This is a genomic window from Streptomyces sp. NPDC030245 (genome assembly GCF_055572995.1).
Window position 1 is genome coordinate 294,278 of the sequence record NZ_JBVICF010000009.1, and the last position, 15,444, is coordinate 309,721.

16 protein-coding genes are annotated in these 15,444 nt (G+C 70.6%); 4 read left to right on the forward strand and 12 right to left on the reverse strand.

Annotated elements, in window-relative coordinates; genetic code table 11:
* Positions 1–36 precede the first annotated feature (36 nt).
* On the forward strand, positions 37–780 hold the full coding sequence (locus ACZ4Z4_RS24795; protein ID WP_468331165.1) for a maleylpyruvate isomerase family mycothiol-dependent enzyme: 744 nt from the start codon (positions 37–39) through the stop codon (positions 778–780).
* 51 nt (positions 781–831) lie between these two features.
* On the opposite strand, the gene ACZ4Z4_RS24800 is transcribed toward ACZ4Z4_RS24795, so the two are convergent.
* The 6 genes from ACZ4Z4_RS24800 to ACZ4Z4_RS24825 form a co-directional block, all read right to left on the reverse strand.
* The gene (locus ACZ4Z4_RS24800) at positions 832–1,233 is read right to left on the reverse strand and encodes a MarR family winged helix-turn-helix transcriptional regulator (RefSeq protein WP_468331169.1); all 402 of its coding nucleotides are present in this window, start codon (positions 1,231–1,233) and stop codon (positions 832–834) included.
* A gap of 149 nt (positions 1,234–1,382) precedes the next feature.
* Complete coding sequence (locus ACZ4Z4_RS24805) at positions 1,383–2,048, reverse strand: response regulator (RefSeq protein WP_468331172.1); 666 nt, start codon at positions 2,046–2,048, stop codon at positions 1,383–1,385.
* A complete protein-coding gene (locus ACZ4Z4_RS24810) occupies positions 2,045–3,292 on the reverse strand; it encodes a sensor histidine kinase (RefSeq protein WP_468331175.1) in 1,248 nt (415 codons plus the stop codon). The genes ACZ4Z4_RS24805 and ACZ4Z4_RS24810 overlap by 4 nt, the downstream gene beginning before the upstream one ends.
* A gap of 115 nt (positions 3,293–3,407) precedes the next feature.
* Positions 3,408–3,557, reverse strand: a complete 150-nt coding sequence (locus ACZ4Z4_RS24815; protein ID WP_468331178.1) for a hypothetical protein — start codon at positions 3,555–3,557, stop codon at positions 3,408–3,410.
* Positions 3,558–3,643: 86 nt separating this feature from the next.
* Positions 3,644–4,081: an EamA family transporter gene (locus ACZ4Z4_RS24820; protein WP_468331182.1), complete on the reverse strand. Its 438-nt coding sequence runs from the start codon at positions 4,079–4,081 to the stop codon at positions 3,644–3,646.
* A 101-nt stretch (positions 4,082–4,182) separates the two neighbouring features.
* Positions 4,183–4,887, reverse strand: coding sequence for a TetR/AcrR family transcriptional regulator (locus ACZ4Z4_RS24825; protein WP_468331184.1), 705 nt, complete (start codon positions 4,885–4,887; stop codon positions 4,183–4,185).
* Positions 4,888–5,146: 259 nt separating this feature from the next.
* Between ACZ4Z4_RS24825 and ACZ4Z4_RS24830 the strand changes: the two genes are divergently transcribed.
* Entirely contained in the window at positions 5,147–5,674 is a 528-nt protein-coding gene (locus ACZ4Z4_RS24830) for a nitroreductase family deazaflavin-dependent oxidoreductase (RefSeq protein ID WP_468331187.1), read from the forward strand.
* Between the two features lie 33 nt (positions 5,675–5,707).
* Here ACZ4Z4_RS24830 and ACZ4Z4_RS24835 read toward each other — a convergent pair whose 3' ends face one another.
* Positions 5,708–6,910, reverse strand: a complete 1,203-nt coding sequence (locus ACZ4Z4_RS24835; RefSeq protein WP_468331190.1) for a geranylgeranyl reductase family protein — start codon at positions 6,908–6,910, stop codon at positions 5,708–5,710.
* 135 nt (positions 6,911–7,045) lie between these two features.
* Between ACZ4Z4_RS24835 and ACZ4Z4_RS24840 the strand changes: the two genes are divergently transcribed.
* On the forward strand, positions 7,046–8,401 hold the full coding sequence (locus ACZ4Z4_RS24840) for a M20/M25/M40 family metallo-hydrolase (RefSeq protein WP_468331193.1): 1,356 nt from the start codon (positions 7,046–7,048) through the stop codon (positions 8,399–8,401).
* A gap of 50 nt (positions 8,402–8,451) precedes the next feature.
* Here the strand turns inward: ACZ4Z4_RS24840 and ACZ4Z4_RS24845 are convergent, their stop codons facing one another.
* Complete coding sequence (locus ACZ4Z4_RS24845; RefSeq protein WP_468331196.1) at positions 8,452–9,492, reverse strand: NUDIX hydrolase; 1,041 nt, start codon at positions 9,490–9,492, stop codon at positions 8,452–8,454.
* 344 nt (positions 9,493–9,836) lie between these two features.
* Between ACZ4Z4_RS24845 and ACZ4Z4_RS24850 the strand changes: the two genes are divergently transcribed.
* The gene (locus tag ACZ4Z4_RS24850; RefSeq protein WP_468331198.1) at positions 9,837–10,232 is read left to right on the forward strand and encodes an STAS domain-containing protein; all 396 of its coding nucleotides are present in this window, start codon (positions 9,837–9,839) and stop codon (positions 10,230–10,232) included.
* Positions 10,233–10,249: 17 nt separating this feature from the next.
* Here ACZ4Z4_RS24850 and ACZ4Z4_RS24855 read toward each other — a convergent pair whose 3' ends face one another.
* The 4 genes from ACZ4Z4_RS24855 to ACZ4Z4_RS24870 are packed head-to-tail and all read right to left on the reverse strand — an operon-like array spanning position 10,250 to position 15,270.
* Positions 10,250–12,145, reverse strand: coding sequence for an SMI1/KNR4 family protein (locus ACZ4Z4_RS24855; RefSeq protein WP_468331202.1), 1,896 nt, complete (start codon positions 12,143–12,145; stop codon positions 10,250–10,252).
* Positions 12,146–12,203: 58 nt separating this feature from the next.
* A complete protein-coding gene (locus ACZ4Z4_RS24860) occupies positions 12,204–13,118 on the reverse strand; it encodes a carbohydrate ABC transporter permease (RefSeq protein WP_468331207.1) in 915 nt (304 codons plus the stop codon).
* A complete protein-coding gene (locus tag ACZ4Z4_RS24865; protein ID WP_468331210.1) occupies positions 13,115–13,999 on the reverse strand; it encodes a carbohydrate ABC transporter permease in 885 nt (294 codons plus the stop codon). The genes ACZ4Z4_RS24860 and ACZ4Z4_RS24865 overlap by 4 nt, the downstream gene beginning before the upstream one ends.
* A 2-nt stretch (positions 14,000–14,001) precedes the next feature.
* Positions 14,002–15,270 carry an ABC transporter substrate-binding protein gene (locus ACZ4Z4_RS24870; protein WP_468331511.1) on the reverse strand — a complete coding sequence of 423 codons (1,269 nt, stop codon included), beginning with the start codon at positions 15,268–15,270 and terminating at the stop codon, positions 14,002–14,004.
* Positions 15,271–15,444: the final 174 nt, after the last annotated feature.

Below are 15,444 nucleotides of genomic sequence, written 5' to 3' on the forward strand. Positions count from 1 at the left end.
CCGGTTCCAGCGCGCTCCATCCGCCACAATCCCCGCATGGATATTTCCGAACACATACAAGTCGTCGACAGGGAAGGCCGGTTGCTGGCCCGGGCCGCCGCTGAGGCGGGGACCGACGCCAAGGTTCCCACCTGCCCCGACTGGCAGGTGCGGGACCTGCTCCGGCACACGGGGATGGTGCACCGCTGGGCCGCCGCGTTCATCACCGAGCGGCGCACCTCGTACCGGCTCGGCGGTGAACTCCCCGACCTGGACGGCGCGGCGCTCGTCGACTGGTTCCGCGAGGGGCACGGCGCGCTCGTCGAGACGCTCACCGGGGCGCCGCCCGACGTCGAGTGCTGGGCGTTCCTGCCCGCCCCTTCGCCGCTGGCGTTCTGGGCCCGGCGACAGGCGAACGAGACGACCGTCCACCGGGTGGACGCGGAGTCCGCGCGTGCGGGCACCCCCTCGCCGATCGATGTCGACTTCGCCGTGGACGGGATCGAGGAGCTGCTGCTCGGCTTCCACGCCCGCGAGAGGAGCCGGGTGCGCAGTGACGTGCCGCGCGTGCTGCGGGTACGGACCACGGACACGCCGGACGAGCGGAGTTGGACGGTGCGTCTCTCCGACGGGCCGCCGGTCACGGAGCGCGGCATGGCGGCACCTGCCGACTGCGAGGTGTCGGGGCCCGCGGCGCGGCTCTATCTGGCCCTGTGGAACCGGGTGCCGTTCCCACAGGTGACGGGCGACCGCGCGGCAGCGGCGCTGTGGCGGGAGAGGTCGGCCATCGTGATGGGGTGAGCGGCGGGTAGGGGTGACCGGCACCAGGCTGACCAGCGACAGGGGTGGCCGTCAGCCGGCGGGGGCGTCGAGCATCCGTTTGAGGACCGCCCGCTGCACGGGTCGCACCTCGTGGTGCAGGGCGCGCCCCTTGTCGGTGAGGGAGACGCGTACGCCCCGCCTGTCCTCGCTGCACATGCCGCGCTCCACGAGACCGTCCCTCTCCAGACGCCCGATGAGGCGGGAGAGCGCGCTCTGGCTTAGATGCACCTGCGCGGAGATCTCCTGCACACGGAACGTACAGCCGCCGTCGTCCGAAGACCCCTCGGCCAGCACGTCCAGGACCTCGAAGTCGCTCGCCCCGAGCCCATGGGGGTGCAGCTCCCGGTCGAGCTCGCACAGGGTGCGCGCATGCACCGCGAGGATGCCCCGCCACTGGTCCACGAGCCCTTGCTCGGCCGTTTTCGCCGCCATGACACGCACGGTAGCAGAGATCCGCCCATTCATTGCACCGGCATTTATTGCACGTGCATGCATATTGCGTGGACCGGCCTGCTGCTTGTGGACCGGCCTGCCGTGTGTCGCTTCCGTGCGCGGTCGCCGGACGAGGTGCGTGCGTCGCGTCAGCCCAGCCAGCCGGGGCGGACGAGCCCCGTCTCGTAGGCGAGGACGACGAGTTGGGCGCGGTCCCGGGCGTTCAGTTTCACCATGGCCCTGCTGACGTGCGTCTTGGCGGTGAGCGGGCTGACGACGAGGCGGCGGGCGATCTCCTCGTTCGAGAGGCCGATGCCGACGAGTGCCATCACCTCCCGCTCCCGCTCGGTCAGCGCACCCAGGGCGTCGGCGGACGCGGGCTCCTTGGAGCGGGCCGCGAACTCGGCGATGAGGCGGCGCGTCACCCCGGGTGAGAGCAGCGCGTCGCCCGCGACCACCGCCCGTACCGCGCGCAGCAGTTCCTCCGGTTCGGTGTCCTTCACCAGGAACCCCGACGCTCCGGAGCGGAGCGCCTCGAAGACGTACTCGTCGAGCTCGAAGGTGGTGAGCATGACCACCTTCACATCCGCAAGGCCCGGCTCGTCGGTGATGCGGCGGGTGGCGGCGAGCCCGTCGAGCAGGGGCATGCGGATGTCCATCAGGACGACGTCGGGGCGCAGGTCCCGCACCAGCCGCACCGCTTCCTCGCCGTCCGCGGCCTCCCCGGTGACGCCGATGTCCGGCTGTGCGTCGAGGAGCGCCTTGAAGCCTGCCCTGACCAAAGACTGGTCGTCGGCGAGCAGTACGCGGATCACTGGCCCTCCCGGGGTGCGGTGCGGGCCTCGACTGCGCGGCCCGCCACCATCGGCAGTACGGCGGTCACGCGGAAACCGCCGTCCGGACGCGGGCCCGCCTCGATCGTGCCATCCAGGGCGGCGGCCCGCTCCCGCATTCCGGCGAGTCCGTTGCCGCTGCCGCCCGCGTCGGCCGAGGTGGCGGGCCCGTCGTCGTCGATCCGCAGGGTGAGCGACGCCGCCCCGTGGCGCACCAGCACGCGCGCGTGGCGCGAACCGGAGTGACGTACGACGTTCGTCAGCGCCTCCTGCACGATGCGGAACGCGGCGAGGTCGGTGCCCGGCGGCAGCTTCGCCCCGGCACCTTCGGTCGTGACCTCGACGGTCAGCCCCGCGCTCTTCGCCTGCTCGACCAGCTCGGGCAGCCGGTCGAGGCCGGGCGCCGGGGTGCGCGGCGCCGCCCCGGGGGCGCGCAGGGTGCCGAGGACCTGCCTGACCTCCCCCAGCGCCTCCTTGCTCGCGGCCTTGATGGTGGTCAGCGCGGTGCGGGCCTGTTCCGGGTCGGAGTCGAGCAGCGCGAGACCGACGCCCGCCTGGACGTTGATGACGGAGATGCTGTGCGCGAGGACGTCGTGCAACTCCCGCGCCATCCGCAGCCGTTCCTCGTCCGCGCGCCGCTCGGCGGCCCGCGCGCGCTCGGCCCGCTCCTTGGCCCACTGCTCACGCCGTACGCGGCCGAGCTCCGACACGGCCACGATCGCGACGACCCAGACGGCGACCACCAGCTCCTCGCCCCAGGGCCGCGGGCCGTCACCGCCGGGTGGCAACCACGCGTAGAGCCAGTGCGCGATCAGCAGATGTCCCGCCCAGAGGCCGCCGACGGCACCCCAGGCCGCGCGCCGGTGCCCCGCGACGATCGCGGCGAAGCAGCCCACGGCGACGGCTAGGAAGACCGGCCCGTACGGGAACCCGGCGCCGATGTAGACGAGCGTGAGTCCGGCGGTGGCGCAGACGACGGGTACGGGGTGGCGGTGCCGCACCAGGAGTACCGCCGTGGCCAGGAACAGCAGCACCCGCCCGACGGGGCCGAGGTCCACGCGGTCGGGCTGCCCGTGCTCGGCGAACCCGGAACCGACCTGCACGAACAGGGTGAGCGCGGCGGTTGTCAGCCACGGCAGCCGGGGGTGCGCCGGGTCCCCGGCGCCGGGGTTCGGGTTCCACCAGGGTGGTCCGCCGCCTGCCCTGCGTTCGCGCTGCTCGTCCATGGCGGTCACGCTAGACCGGCACGGGGCGCGTGGGCGTCCGACGGGCGTGGCGATCACGCGTACTCCCGTGGGAGTAGACGTGAGGTGCTGAAGGTGTGCGGTCAGCGGTCAGCGGTCAGCCCAGGGTGAGCAGGACGACCGCCGCGACCGCTCCCAGCAGGCCTGTCGTCTGTGCCCGGGTGACGCGTTCGCCCAGCGCCGCGAGCCCCAGCACCGTCGGCACCGCCGGATACAGGGAGGCGAGGACGACAGCGACGGCCAGCATCTGCTGCTGAGTGGCCCAGAAGTAGAGGATGAGCCCGAGGGCCGCGCCCGCACCGATCAGTACGGCGAGGGCAAGACCGGTACCGGTCAGCCCGGCAGGTCCGGGCTGTGGGCCGTACCGCCCGCCGATACGAGCCAGAGCGCGGGCACGGTGACACAGATGCCGAGCCAGGCCGGCGGCGTCGGCCGGTCGCCGAGGAACAGCACGCCGCACAGCACCGACAGCGCCACCCTCGTGACGGCGCTCACCGGGATCACGACGCTCATGGCGCCACGGCTGAGACCGCGGTTGAGAAACTGCATCGCCACGGCGCTGCCCACTCCGGAGGCCGCTCCCCACGCCACGTCCGCGAACCGGACCGCCTCCGCGGACGCCGCGAGGGCGATCACGAGAGCGAGAAGCAACCCTCCGACCTGCCCGAGGAACGTCACCACGGTGAAGTGGATCCGGCGTGACAGCAGCCCCCCGGCGAAGTCGACGATGCCGTAGCAGGCCGCGGAGGCCAGTGCGAGTAAAGCGCCCATTCCCAGCGGGTGCCCCACAGGCCACTTCCGACCCGCCCTTACCTCGTACTCCCGCTACTCCCGCTACTCCCGCTACTCCCCATCCTTCCCGCCAGGGAATGTCAGCTTTGCCGCAACAGCCCCACACCGTGGGCCAGTTGCCGCACCGCGTGCGTGAAGAACGCCGACCGTTCCTCGACGACGCGGTTGAACTGTCCGAACACCTCGAACCCCACCAGCCCGAAGAGCTGCGCCCACGCCGCGACCAGCGCCGTGATCGCCGCGGGCGGCAGATCGGGCGCGAGGTCCGCCGCGAGCCGCTCGCCCTCGGTACGCAAGGTCCCCGGCAGCGGCTGGAGGGCGATGCCCCGTCCCTGGTGGGCGTCGCGCACGATGTCGATGAGCAGCCGACCCACACGCGCGGCGGCCACAACGGTCGAGTCCGGCGCACTGTAGCCCGGCACGGGCGAACCGTAGATCAGCGCGTACTCATGCGGATGCTCCAGCGCCCAGGAACGCACCGCCTCACACACCACCGTCCACCGTCGAACCGGCTCCTCCACAGCGACACCGGCGTGCGTGGCCTCGGCGGCGGCACCGAGCGAGTCGTACGCGTCGATGATGAGCGCGGTCAACAGGTCGTCGCGGCTGGGGAAGTAGCGGTAGAGCGCGGACGACACCATGCCGAGCTCGCGGGCGACGGCACGCAGGGAGAGCTTCGCGGCACCGTCGGCGGCCAGCTGTCTGCGCGCTTCGTCCTTGATCGCCGCGGTCACTTCTTCGCGGGCACGGGCCCGCGCTCCCTTGGTGGCGCTGGTGCTGCTCATGCGGGCCAGTGTGCCATGGGGCGGGAGCAGTGCACACCGTTGAGAGCGGCGAACACTGATGAGAGCAGCGCACACAATTGCGAGCTCCGATGTAGAACGAGAGCAGCGCACGCAAGAGCGAGCGGCAGCCGTTTTCGAGAGCACTGCTCTTGCAGCGGAGCACCGACCTCGTGCACACTGCTCTCAAGCGAGAGCACCGCTCTCGAAACCCGGCTCCGGCCCGCCCGGCCCGGCCCGGCCCGGCCCCCAAGGAGGACCCATGTCCGCCACATCCACCACACCCGCCACATCCGCCGCCCCCTCCCCAACCACCCCCTCCCCCTACTACCTCAAGGGCGGCCGCCTCAACGTCCGCCTGAACAGCGTGATCGGCTGGCTGGCGCGGCACGGGATCAGCCTCATGGGCAGCGCCGAGCTCTCCGTACGAGGCCGTAAGAGCGGCAAGATGCAGCGCGTCCCCGTGAACCCGTACACGCACGAGGGTGACGGCTGCCAGTACCTCGTATCGGCGCGTGGGCACTCGCAGTGGGTGCGGAACATGCGCGCGGCCGGCGGCGGGGAGCTGCGGGTGGGGCGCAAGGTGCGGGAGTTCACCGCCGTGGAGGTGCCCGACGCCGAGAAGGTGCCGCTGCTGCGCGGCTACCTGGAGAAGTGGGGCTGGGAGGTCAACCAGTACTTCCAGGGCGTGACCGCCGCCTCCTCCGACGAGGAGATCCTGGCGGCCGCGCCCGACCACCCCGTCTTCCGGATCACCCCCGGCGCCAAGCGGCCCCGGAACAAAAGGTGAGGCAAAGGTGAGGCCGGAAGAGCAAGCGGTCCGCTACCGCTCCCTGGCCTGGAGGGCGCGGCCCACCATCGGATGGGTGCGGACCAGCTCGCCCAGCGTCGTCGAGCCGCGGGTGATCTTCGCGAAGGCGTTCCACGCGGGGCGGAAGCCCGTGAGCGCCGTGTGCAGCATGCCGGGGCGGCGCTCGAAGGTCTGGAGCATGCGGCGCCCCACGCTCATCTCCACGCCGAGGCCCGCCTTGATGGCGAAGGCGTAGTTCAGGGCCTGGCGGCGGGCGTCCACCGCGTCGTGCGCCTCGGCGATCCGGACCGCCCACTCGCCCGCGAGCCGTCCCGAGCGCAGCGCGAAGGAGATGCCTTCACGGGTCCACGGCTCCAGGAGACCCGCGGCGTCGCCGCAGACGAGCACCCGGCCGCGGGAGAGCGGCGAGTCGTCGCTGCGGCACCGGGTCAGGTGCCCGGAGGAGATGCTGGGCTCGAAGCCGGCGAGGCCGAGCCGGGCGATGAAGTCCTCCAAATACCGCTTGGTGGCCGCGCCTTCGCCGCGCGCGGAGATCACGCCGACGGTGAGGGTGTCGCCCTTGGGGAACACCCAGCCGTAACTGCCCGGCATGGGGCCCCAGTCGATGAGGACCCGGCCCGCCCAGTCCTCGGCGACGGTCTCCGGAACCGGGATCTCGGCCTCCAGGCCGAGGTCGACCTGGTCGAGCTTCACGCCGACGTGCGCGCCTATGCGGCTCGCGCTGCCGTCGGCGCCGACCACGGCGCGGGCCAGGACGGTCTCGCCGCCCTGCAACACGACGGCGACGGTGCGCCGGTCGGGCACCTCGGGTCCGTGCTGCTCCACGCGCGCGACGGTGACGCCGGTGCGCAGCTCGGCGCCTGCCTTCTGGGCGTGCTCGACGAGCTGCTGGTCGAACTCGGGACGGTTGATCAGCCCGAAGAGCATCTGCCGGGAGCGGCGGGTGCGGGAGAACTTGCCGTCGAGGGTGAACGTCACCGCGTGCACCCGGTCCCGGAAGGGCAGCTCGAAGCCCGGCGGCAGGGAGTCGCGCGAGGGGCCGATGATGCCGCCGCCGCACGTCTTGTAGCGGGGGAGCTCGGCTTTCTCCAGGAGCAGGACGGTGCGTCCCGCGACCGCTGCCGCGTATGCCGCCGAGGCACCGGCGGGACCGGCTCCGACCACGACGACGTCCCACACGTGCCGGGTGTCGTCCGCTGAGTTCTCGCTGCTCACGTTGGTCTACCGCTCCTGATCCCGCTGTTGGCCGCGCTTTCCCCAGGCATCCTACGGCGGAGGTCCGGCGGCGCCGCCTGTGGGAGGATCACATGTACCCACACATACAACGTCGCACCTACGAGGAGCGTGCCCATGTCGCCCGATCCGATCGCCGAGACCGTCGCCTCACTGATGCCGAGGGCGAAGGCGGAGCTCACCGAACTGGTGGCGTTCAAGTCGGTGGCGGACTTCGAGCAGTTCCCGAGGAGCGAGAGCGAGGCCGCCGCCAACTGGGTGGCGGACGCGCTGCGCGCCGAGGGCTTCCAGGACGTGGCGCTGCTCGACACCCCGGACGGCACGCAGTCGGTGTACGGCTTCCTGCCGGGCCCCGCGGGCGCGCCGACGGTCCTGCTCTACGCGCACTACGACGTGCAGCCGCCGCTCGACGAGGCCGCGTGGGCCACTCCGCCGTTCGAGCTGACCGAGCGTGACGGCCGTTGGTACGGCCGGGGCAGCGCCGACTGCAAGGGCGGCGTGATCATGCACCTGCTCGCGCTGCGCGCCCTGAAGGCCAACGGCGGCGTCCCCGTGAACGTGAAGGTGATCGCGGAGGGCTCGGAGGAGCAGGGCACGGGCGGCCTGGAGCGGTACGCGGAAGCGCACCCGGAGCTGCTGGCGGCGGACACGATCGTCATCGGTGACGCGGGCAACTTCCGGGTCGGCCTGCCGACGGTGACGTCGACGCTCCGCGGCATGACGCTCGTCCGTGTCAGCGTCGACACCCTCGAAGGGAACCTGCACTCCGGCCAGTTCGGCGGCGCGGCCCCGGACGCCCTCGCCGCGCTGGTGCGCGCGCTCGACTCGCTGCGCGCCGAGGACGGGACGACGACGGTCGACGGTCTCACGAGCGACGAGGCGTGGGACGGACTCCAGTACGACGAGGCCGTCTTCCGCAAGGACGCCAAGGTCCTCGACGGTGTCGAGCTGATCGGCCGGGGCACGGTCGCCGACCGCATCTGGGCGCGGCCCGCCGTCACCGTCCTCGGCATCGACTGCCCGCCGGTGGTCGGCGCGACGCCGTCGGTGCAGGCGAGCGCGCGGGCGCTGATCAGCCTGCGGGTGCCGCCGGGCGTGGACGCGGCCGAGGCGACGAAGCTGCTCCGGGCGCACCTGGAGGCGCACACGCCGTGGGGCGCGCGGGTGCGGACCGAGCAGATCGGGCAGGGCCAGCCGTTCCGCGCGGACACGAAGAGCCCGGCGTACGCGGCGATGGCCGAGGCGATGAGCGAGGCCTACCCGGGCGAGGAGATGCAGTACGCGGGGCAGGGCGGCTCCATCCCGCTGTGCAACACCCTCTCGGCGCTCTACCCGAGCGCGGAGATCCTGCTGATCGGCCTGAGCGAGCCGGAGGCGCAGATCCACGCGGTCAACGAGAGCGTGTCGCCCGAGGAGCTCGAGCGGCTCTCGGTGGCCGAGGCGCTCTTCCTGCGGAAGTACGCGGCGAACTGACCGGTGCGGCACGGGGCCCGGCGAGGAGCTGGGGACCGTGCCGCGCTCGGTCATCCGCCGATCGGCACACCCGCCTCCAGGTAGAGGGTGGCCCCGCGCTCCCGGGCGCGCAGTGCCCAGCGCAGCCGTTCGTAGCGTACGGCGGGCAGCAGGTCGGCGGCTTCCTGTTCGGTGACGAAGCGCCAGCCGCGGAGTTCGGGGCCGGGCAGCAGCATGCGGACCGCACCGCTGTCGAGCCGTCCGCCGTCGAAGAGGAACCGCATCCCTCCGTAGCCGGGCGGCTTCGGCGGTTCCCAGTCGGCGACCAGCAGGCGGGGCGTCCCGGTCAGTCGGATCCCGGTCTCCTCGGCGACCTCGCGCACGCCCGCGCACGCGGGGGCCTCGCCGGGCTCGACGACGCCGCCGGGGAACTCCCAGCCCGCTTTGTACGTGGGGTCGACGAGCAGCACCCGGTCCTGTTCGTCGAAGAGCAGCACCCCGGCGGCGAGGGTCTCCGCGGTGGGCTCCGGTGTCTGCACGATGTCGCAGACGGGCGCGGTGCCGCTGCGGACGGCGTCGGCGACGTGTTCGGCGGTCTCGTAGGGGGTGAGGGCGCTGGTGTCGACGAGGTGGGCGTCCACGTCGAGCCAGCCGGCGCGGGCCGCGCGGTACGGCTCGATGTGGTCGAACGACCACTGCCGTACGCGCAGGTCGCCGTCCGGCAGCTCCGGCGGCACGGGCCGGTCGGCTATTCGCTCGCGCAGGATCGTTTCGTCCGGGGCGAGCAGGACGTGCCGTACGGGGATCCTGCGCGCGGCGAGGCCACCGAAGATCTCGTCGCGGTACTCCTGGCGCAGCAGCGTCATGGGCACCACGAGGACACCGCCGACCTCGGCGTACAGGGCGGCAGCCGTGTCGATGACCAGGCGGCGCCAGATCGGCAGGTCCTGATAGTCGCTCACCTCGTCGAGGCGCTTGGGCGGCAGCAGATGGGGCAGCGCGCCGCCGATGACCTCGGGGTCGAAGAGTGTGCTGTTCGGGATCAGCTCGATCAGTTCCCGTGCGGCGCTGGTCTTTCCCGCACCGAACGCGCCGTTGATCCAGACGATCACGGTTCCCCCTCTTCTGTTGGCCCCCTGTGGCTTGCCCGCAACACCCTGCCATGGAAACCCGGCGCTGTCGGGGGCGGAGCAACCCGCGGCGCAGCGGTGCCGCGGCGCCCCTGGAGTCTCCGCCACCGTCCCCCGGCGGACCAAGCCGACACGTCAAGGAATCCGCCTGAGGTTCACCCCAATGTGTGGCGGCGCCCTTCGTGAATCGTTCCGTCACTCCGGAGCGCCCCAGTCAGCGCTAGCGTTCTCCGACAGGCACCCCGGCCCCCGGTGTCCTCACGACTGGCACACCGGTTGCGCCACGCTCCCCCGAGAGCGCCCAGGCGCCGGCGCTGGGGGGATGGATGCTCCAACACGAACTGCTCGAGTACGCAAGCGAAGACGGCGACCAGGCTCCGAGGGTGTACGGACTCGACCACGCCATCGTGATCGAGTTGCACGGAGAGCTGGACGTCGTGGCCTACCAACGGTTGGCTCCGCTGCTGGACTCCGTGACCTCGGGGCCCGAGCCCGTCGTGATCGCCGACCTGACCCCGGTCACCTTCGTCGACTGTTCCGGGCTCTCCCTGCTGATGCGGGCCCACCGACGAGTGACGCACCGGGGCGGCCGTCTCCGTCTGGTCTGCGAGCAGCGGATGACGCTGCGCATGTTGCGCGTCACGAAGCTCACGTCGGTCCTGTCACCGGCGCCGACGCTGGAAGCGGCGCTGCGTGAACCGCAGGGAAACGACGCGGTCTGACCTCCCTGCGTGGGCGCCTACCTGGGCGTGACCGTGATCGTCACATACTGCTCCCCCGGTCCCGCCGACCCGGTCCACCGCTCGGTCCGGACTGTCGGCAGTCTGCCGTGGTCCAGGGCGAACCGGGGCAGCGAGACGCCGAACGTCGCCGCTATCGCGTCCAGGGCACGGCTGTCGTCCGAGCGGTCGGCGGCGGGCCCGGCCGGGTCCGGGAACAGCCGGCCGGGGGAGAGTACGGCGGGGAGGTCGCCCCACTCGTGCCGCTCGGACCCGTTCACCGTAAAGCCGTACCGCTCAGCGCCGTCCTCGGCGCAGGCGAAGAGGAAGAGGTCCTGCCGCCACCAGACCGTGAGGGCACGGGTGCCGCGCGACAGCTCGGTGCCCGGGTGGGTCACGCGGTCGGGGTCGAAGGTGAGCCTCCGGGCCGACTCGAAAGCGAAGCTCCAGCCGTCCCGGGCGCCGATCCGGGCCACAGGTCCGCGGGGCCCCTGCTGCGGGGAGAACTGGAGCTCCCAGATCTCGGCCTCGTTCGCCACCGGCTCCAGCGGCCCGGTGCCGAACCGCTCCGCCAACTCCTCGGGAGGCAGCCCCTCCACCAGGAGGAACCGGAACGCGTCCCGGCGCGGTCCGCCGCCCGCGTCCCGGGTCAGCCACCCGAGCCCGTCCCGCGCCGTCTCCGTGTCAGCCGCGGGCGCGGGTATGGGCGCGGCTGGGGACGCTGCTCCCGCGGCACCCGCCCGAGGGGTGAGCAGCAGCTGTCTGCCCCGCTCGGGCGTCAGGACCGGACCGAGTAAGGGATCGCCGAGCAGCCCGAACGGTGCCACATGGTCCTCGCCGTACGGCTCCCACTGCGGGATTGCCGCCGCTATCGTCCGCCAGGCGCCGTCCGTGTCGCCCCAGCGCGCCAGTTCCCTGGCCTCCTCGACCGCGCGCCCGAAGGGGCCCGGTGCGGCGTACTCGTACGTGCGCCGTCTGATCCGGTCCAGGACGACCTTGGCCCGCTCCCTGTCCGTGGCGTAGTCGTCGGCGATCGGGCCGAGCACGAAAGCGTCGTCCCAGCGGTGTTGGCTCAGGTGGTCGCGGACCTTCAGGGGCAGGACCTCCCCCGCGTACAGCGGATCGTCCATGCGGGGGTCCACCGGCACCCAGCCCCGGCCGTGGAGCAGCACCCGGAGCTGTGCGGCCAGCAGGCCCGCGCGCGGTCTGCCGAACTCCCCCACCTCGTCGAAGACGGCGAGCGCCGCCTCCAACTCCCCGCGCAAGCAGGCGAGTCGGGCCTGCTCCACCTTGTCGTCGAGCTCCTGCGTCACTCCGTTCCCGAAGGCGGCGTCGCCTCCGCCCAGGCGGTAGAACTCCTTGTACATCTCCTCCATGAACGCGCGGAACGATCCATACCGGTCGGGTGGTTCGCCGCTCCACCCATGGCGTACGTAGACCGCCCACTCCCCGTCGGGGTTCACGTCGCCGGGGTCGAGCAGGACGTCCGTCATGTCCGAGTCGACCGCCAGTTGCAGGGCCCGCCCCCACATGCCGGCCTCGAGCACCTCTTGCGCGGTGGCGTTCTCGTCCTGGTGCTTCTCGTACATCTTCCGCAGGTCGTACGGATCTCCGTACGCGGTGATGTCGTCCGCGCCCGCCAGCAGATAGACGAAGCCGCCCGCGAAGCGCCAACCGTCCGTCGTCTCCAGGAAGGAGCGGAGGGACGGCGGCAGCGGCACCTCGATGCCGAGGCCCCGGACCCGCTCCTCCAAATCCGCGATACGGGCCGGATCGGCCGGCCCGAACCCGAGCCAGCGCCCCCGCACGAGCTCCTCGTCCAGCTCCTCGAACTCCTCCGGCTCGCTCGCGGCCAGCGCGTCCAGCCATTCCTCGCTCCACCGCTTGAGCAGCGGCCCCCACTCGAAGATCTCCATGCACGCCATCGTGGCATCCACCACTGACAGTGACGGCCTCCCTGCCGAACACGTGGCTTCAGCCCTTGCCCGTCCCCAGCGTCAGCCCGGCGATGAAGTGGCGTTGCAGGAGGAGGAAGACGAGGACCGTGGGGAGCGCCACCAGGACCGACCCCGCGGCCAGCAGGTTGTAGTCCGTGAAGAACTGGCCGCGCAGGTTGTTCAGGGAAGAGGTGATCGGGAGTTTGTCGGGGTTGGAGATGAAGATCAGGGCCCAGAGGAAGTCGTTGTAGATCCAGGTGAATTCCAGGGTGGCGAGGGCCGCGAGCGCCGGGCGGCACAGCGGCAGCGTGATGCGCCAGAACTGGGTCCAGACCCCCGCGCCGTCGACGACCGCCGCTTCCAGGATCTCTTTCGGCAGCGTCCGCATGAAATTCGAGAGGACGAACACGCAGAAGCCGATCTGGAAGCCGATGTTGACGACGATGAGCGCCCAGAAGGAGTCGTAGAGGGTGAGTGAGTCGGACATCCACCAGGGCAGCGGGATCTTCAGGAAGAGCGCGTAGAGCGGGGTGACGATGACCTGCGGCGGCAGCAGGTTGCCCGCCGTGAACAGCATCAGGAGGAACATGCCTCCGCGGATCCGCAGGCGCGCCACCGCGAAGGCGACGAAGGACGCGAGGAAGAGCGTCACGAGCACCGCGGGGACGGCGATCAGAAGCGTATTGGTGAAGTACTTGCCCATACCGGATTCGGTGTAGGCCTCGCGGTAGTAATCGAGGGACAGCCGGTCGGGCCAGGAGAAGTAGCCGTGTTCTGCCGTCTCTTCGTACGGGCGCAGCGACGCGTAGACGGCCAGCAGAAGTGGGGCCAGGAAGGCGAGGGAGACGGCGGCCAGAAAGAGGGGGACCCCGAAAGCGCCGCGGCGGCGTGAGGCCTTCCGCTCCTGGCGGGAGGGCACGCGAAGGGGCGCGGTGCGTGGCTCTGCGGTCATCGGTCGCGCGCACCTCGCAACTCTTGGACCAGGAACGTCACGATGAATCCCAGGGAGACGGTGAGCAGGACGACCGCGATGGCCGAGCCGAATCCGATGCGGCTCGCCTCGCCGATGATGTTGTCGGTGATGAGCACGGAGAGCAGTTCGAGGCCGTTGCGGCCCTTGTTCACCGCGTACACGATGTCGAAGGCGCGCAGCGCTTCGATGACCGTGATCACGCCGACGACGACATTGACCGGGCGCAGCGTCGGGAGAACGACGCGGAAGAAGGTCTGGCGCGTGTTCGCCCCGTCTATCTGGGCGGCTTCCTTGAGGGCCGGATCGACCGCTTTGAGCCCGGCCAGATAGAGGATCATGACGTATCCCGTGTGCCGCCAGCTCGCGGCGAGCATCATCATCCAGAGGTTGAGGTCGGAGTCACCGAGCCAGTCGATCGGGTCCTTTTCGTTGCCGAGGGCCGTGTTGACCACTCCCTGGTCGGTGCCGAGGAGCAGTTGCGCCATGAATCCGACGACCGCGAGCGAGAGCACCACCGGCATGTAGAGCACGGACTGGTAGAAGCGGCTGAAGCGGACGCCGCGGTCGATGAGGACCGCGAGGAGAAGTCCGAACGGCGTGGCCACGAGGCCGAGGAAGGCGATCCAGAGAAGGTTGTGGCGCACGGCGGGCCAGAAGGCCGGATAGTTGTCGACGAGGCTTTCGTAGTTCTTTCCGCCCACCCACTCGACGTCGCCGATTCCGTCCCAGGAAGTGAAGGACAGGCCGATGGAGGCGAGGGTGGGGCCCCAGATGATGACGGCTTCGATCAGGACGGGAACGCCCAGGAGCACGCCGAGGACGACCGTGTCGCGGCGGGTGAACCGGTGCGGCCGGGCCATCGTCAGCCGACGTCCTGCGAGAAGATGTCCTTCTTCTGCCGTTCGATGCTGTTGACCAGGCCGTCGACGTCGTTCGGGTCGTCGATGAAGTCCTGGAGCGCTTTGATCATGACGGTCTGCGCGAAGTCGGGGCGTGTGTCGCGGTCCAGGAACTGTGAGATGTGCTCGGCGCCCGAGACCAGTTCGGCGGATTTCTTCTGGAGGGCGCTGTACTTGGAGGTGTCGGCGCCGTCGTTGACGGCGACGTTGTTCGGGTCGCCGGCCAGATAGACGTCCTCGGCCTCGGGGGTTCCCAGCCACCTGAGGAGGTCTTTGCCGGCGTCCTTGTTCTTGGCCTTCTCGGCCATGAGGAATCCGTCGATCGGCGCCTCGACCGCGTCCTGGCCGTGCGCGGGGTCGATCTCGGGAAAGGCGAAGAAGTCGATGTCGTCGCGCTCGTCGGCGGGGAACTGCTGGCCGGGGTGCGGCATTCCGAAGACGGCCATGCCGGTCTTGCGCCGCTGGAGTCCCTGTCCGGCCTCCTCCCAGGTGCGGCCGAGTGCGCCCTTCTGGTAGTACGGCATGAGTTCGCGCCACAGGTCGAAGACCTTCTTGACCTTGGTGTTGGTCCAGGCCTCTTCCCCCGCCATCAGGGCTTTGTGGAAGTCGTAGCCGTTGAGGCGGAGGTCGATGTAGTCGAAGGTGCCCATCGCGGGCCAGCCGTCCTTGTCGCAGAAGGCGACCGGAATGCCGTCCCCGTGCATCTTCTTGGCCAGGGCGATGAAGTCGTCCCAGTTCTTGGCCTGTTCGTACCCCTGCTTCTCGAAGAGGCTCTTGCGGTGGAAGACGGCCCACGGATAGTAGTAGTACGGCACGAAGTACTGCTTGCCCTCGTGCGTGGACTGGTCCTTGAGCGCCTCGGAAAATCCGCTGAAGTCCTTCCACACATCGCTGATGTCGACCAGCAGGTCCTTCTCCGCGAAGTACTGCATGCGGTACCCGGCGAACCACATGAAGACGTCGTCGGGTGTGGCGCGGAGATAGCGCGTGATGTTCTGCTGGAATTCGTTGTGCTCTGTGGTGTGGACCTCGACCTTCTTCCCGGTCTTCTTCTCGTACGCGTCGAAGGCGTCCTGGAACGCCTTCTTCGGTACCGCGTCCGAGGAGTTGGAGCCCATGGTGACTTCGTTCTTGTCGCCGCCCGGTTTCTCGCCACAGGCGCTGAGCAGCGCGGGGAGCGTGACCGCCCCGGCTCCGGCGGCGGTGCCCCGCAGGAGATTGCGCCGGGACATCCGATGTCCTGTCATGCCCGGTGCGGGTCCTGTCATGCCCGGTGCGCCACGACCGCTGAATGATGACTGTGCCATGGGCCCCTCCTCGGGGTGCAACCGAACACAACCGCACGCGCGAGGGGGATCTCACTCCCAAGAGGCACCGCCGTCAAGGGGTCCGGCGCCGGGTATGTG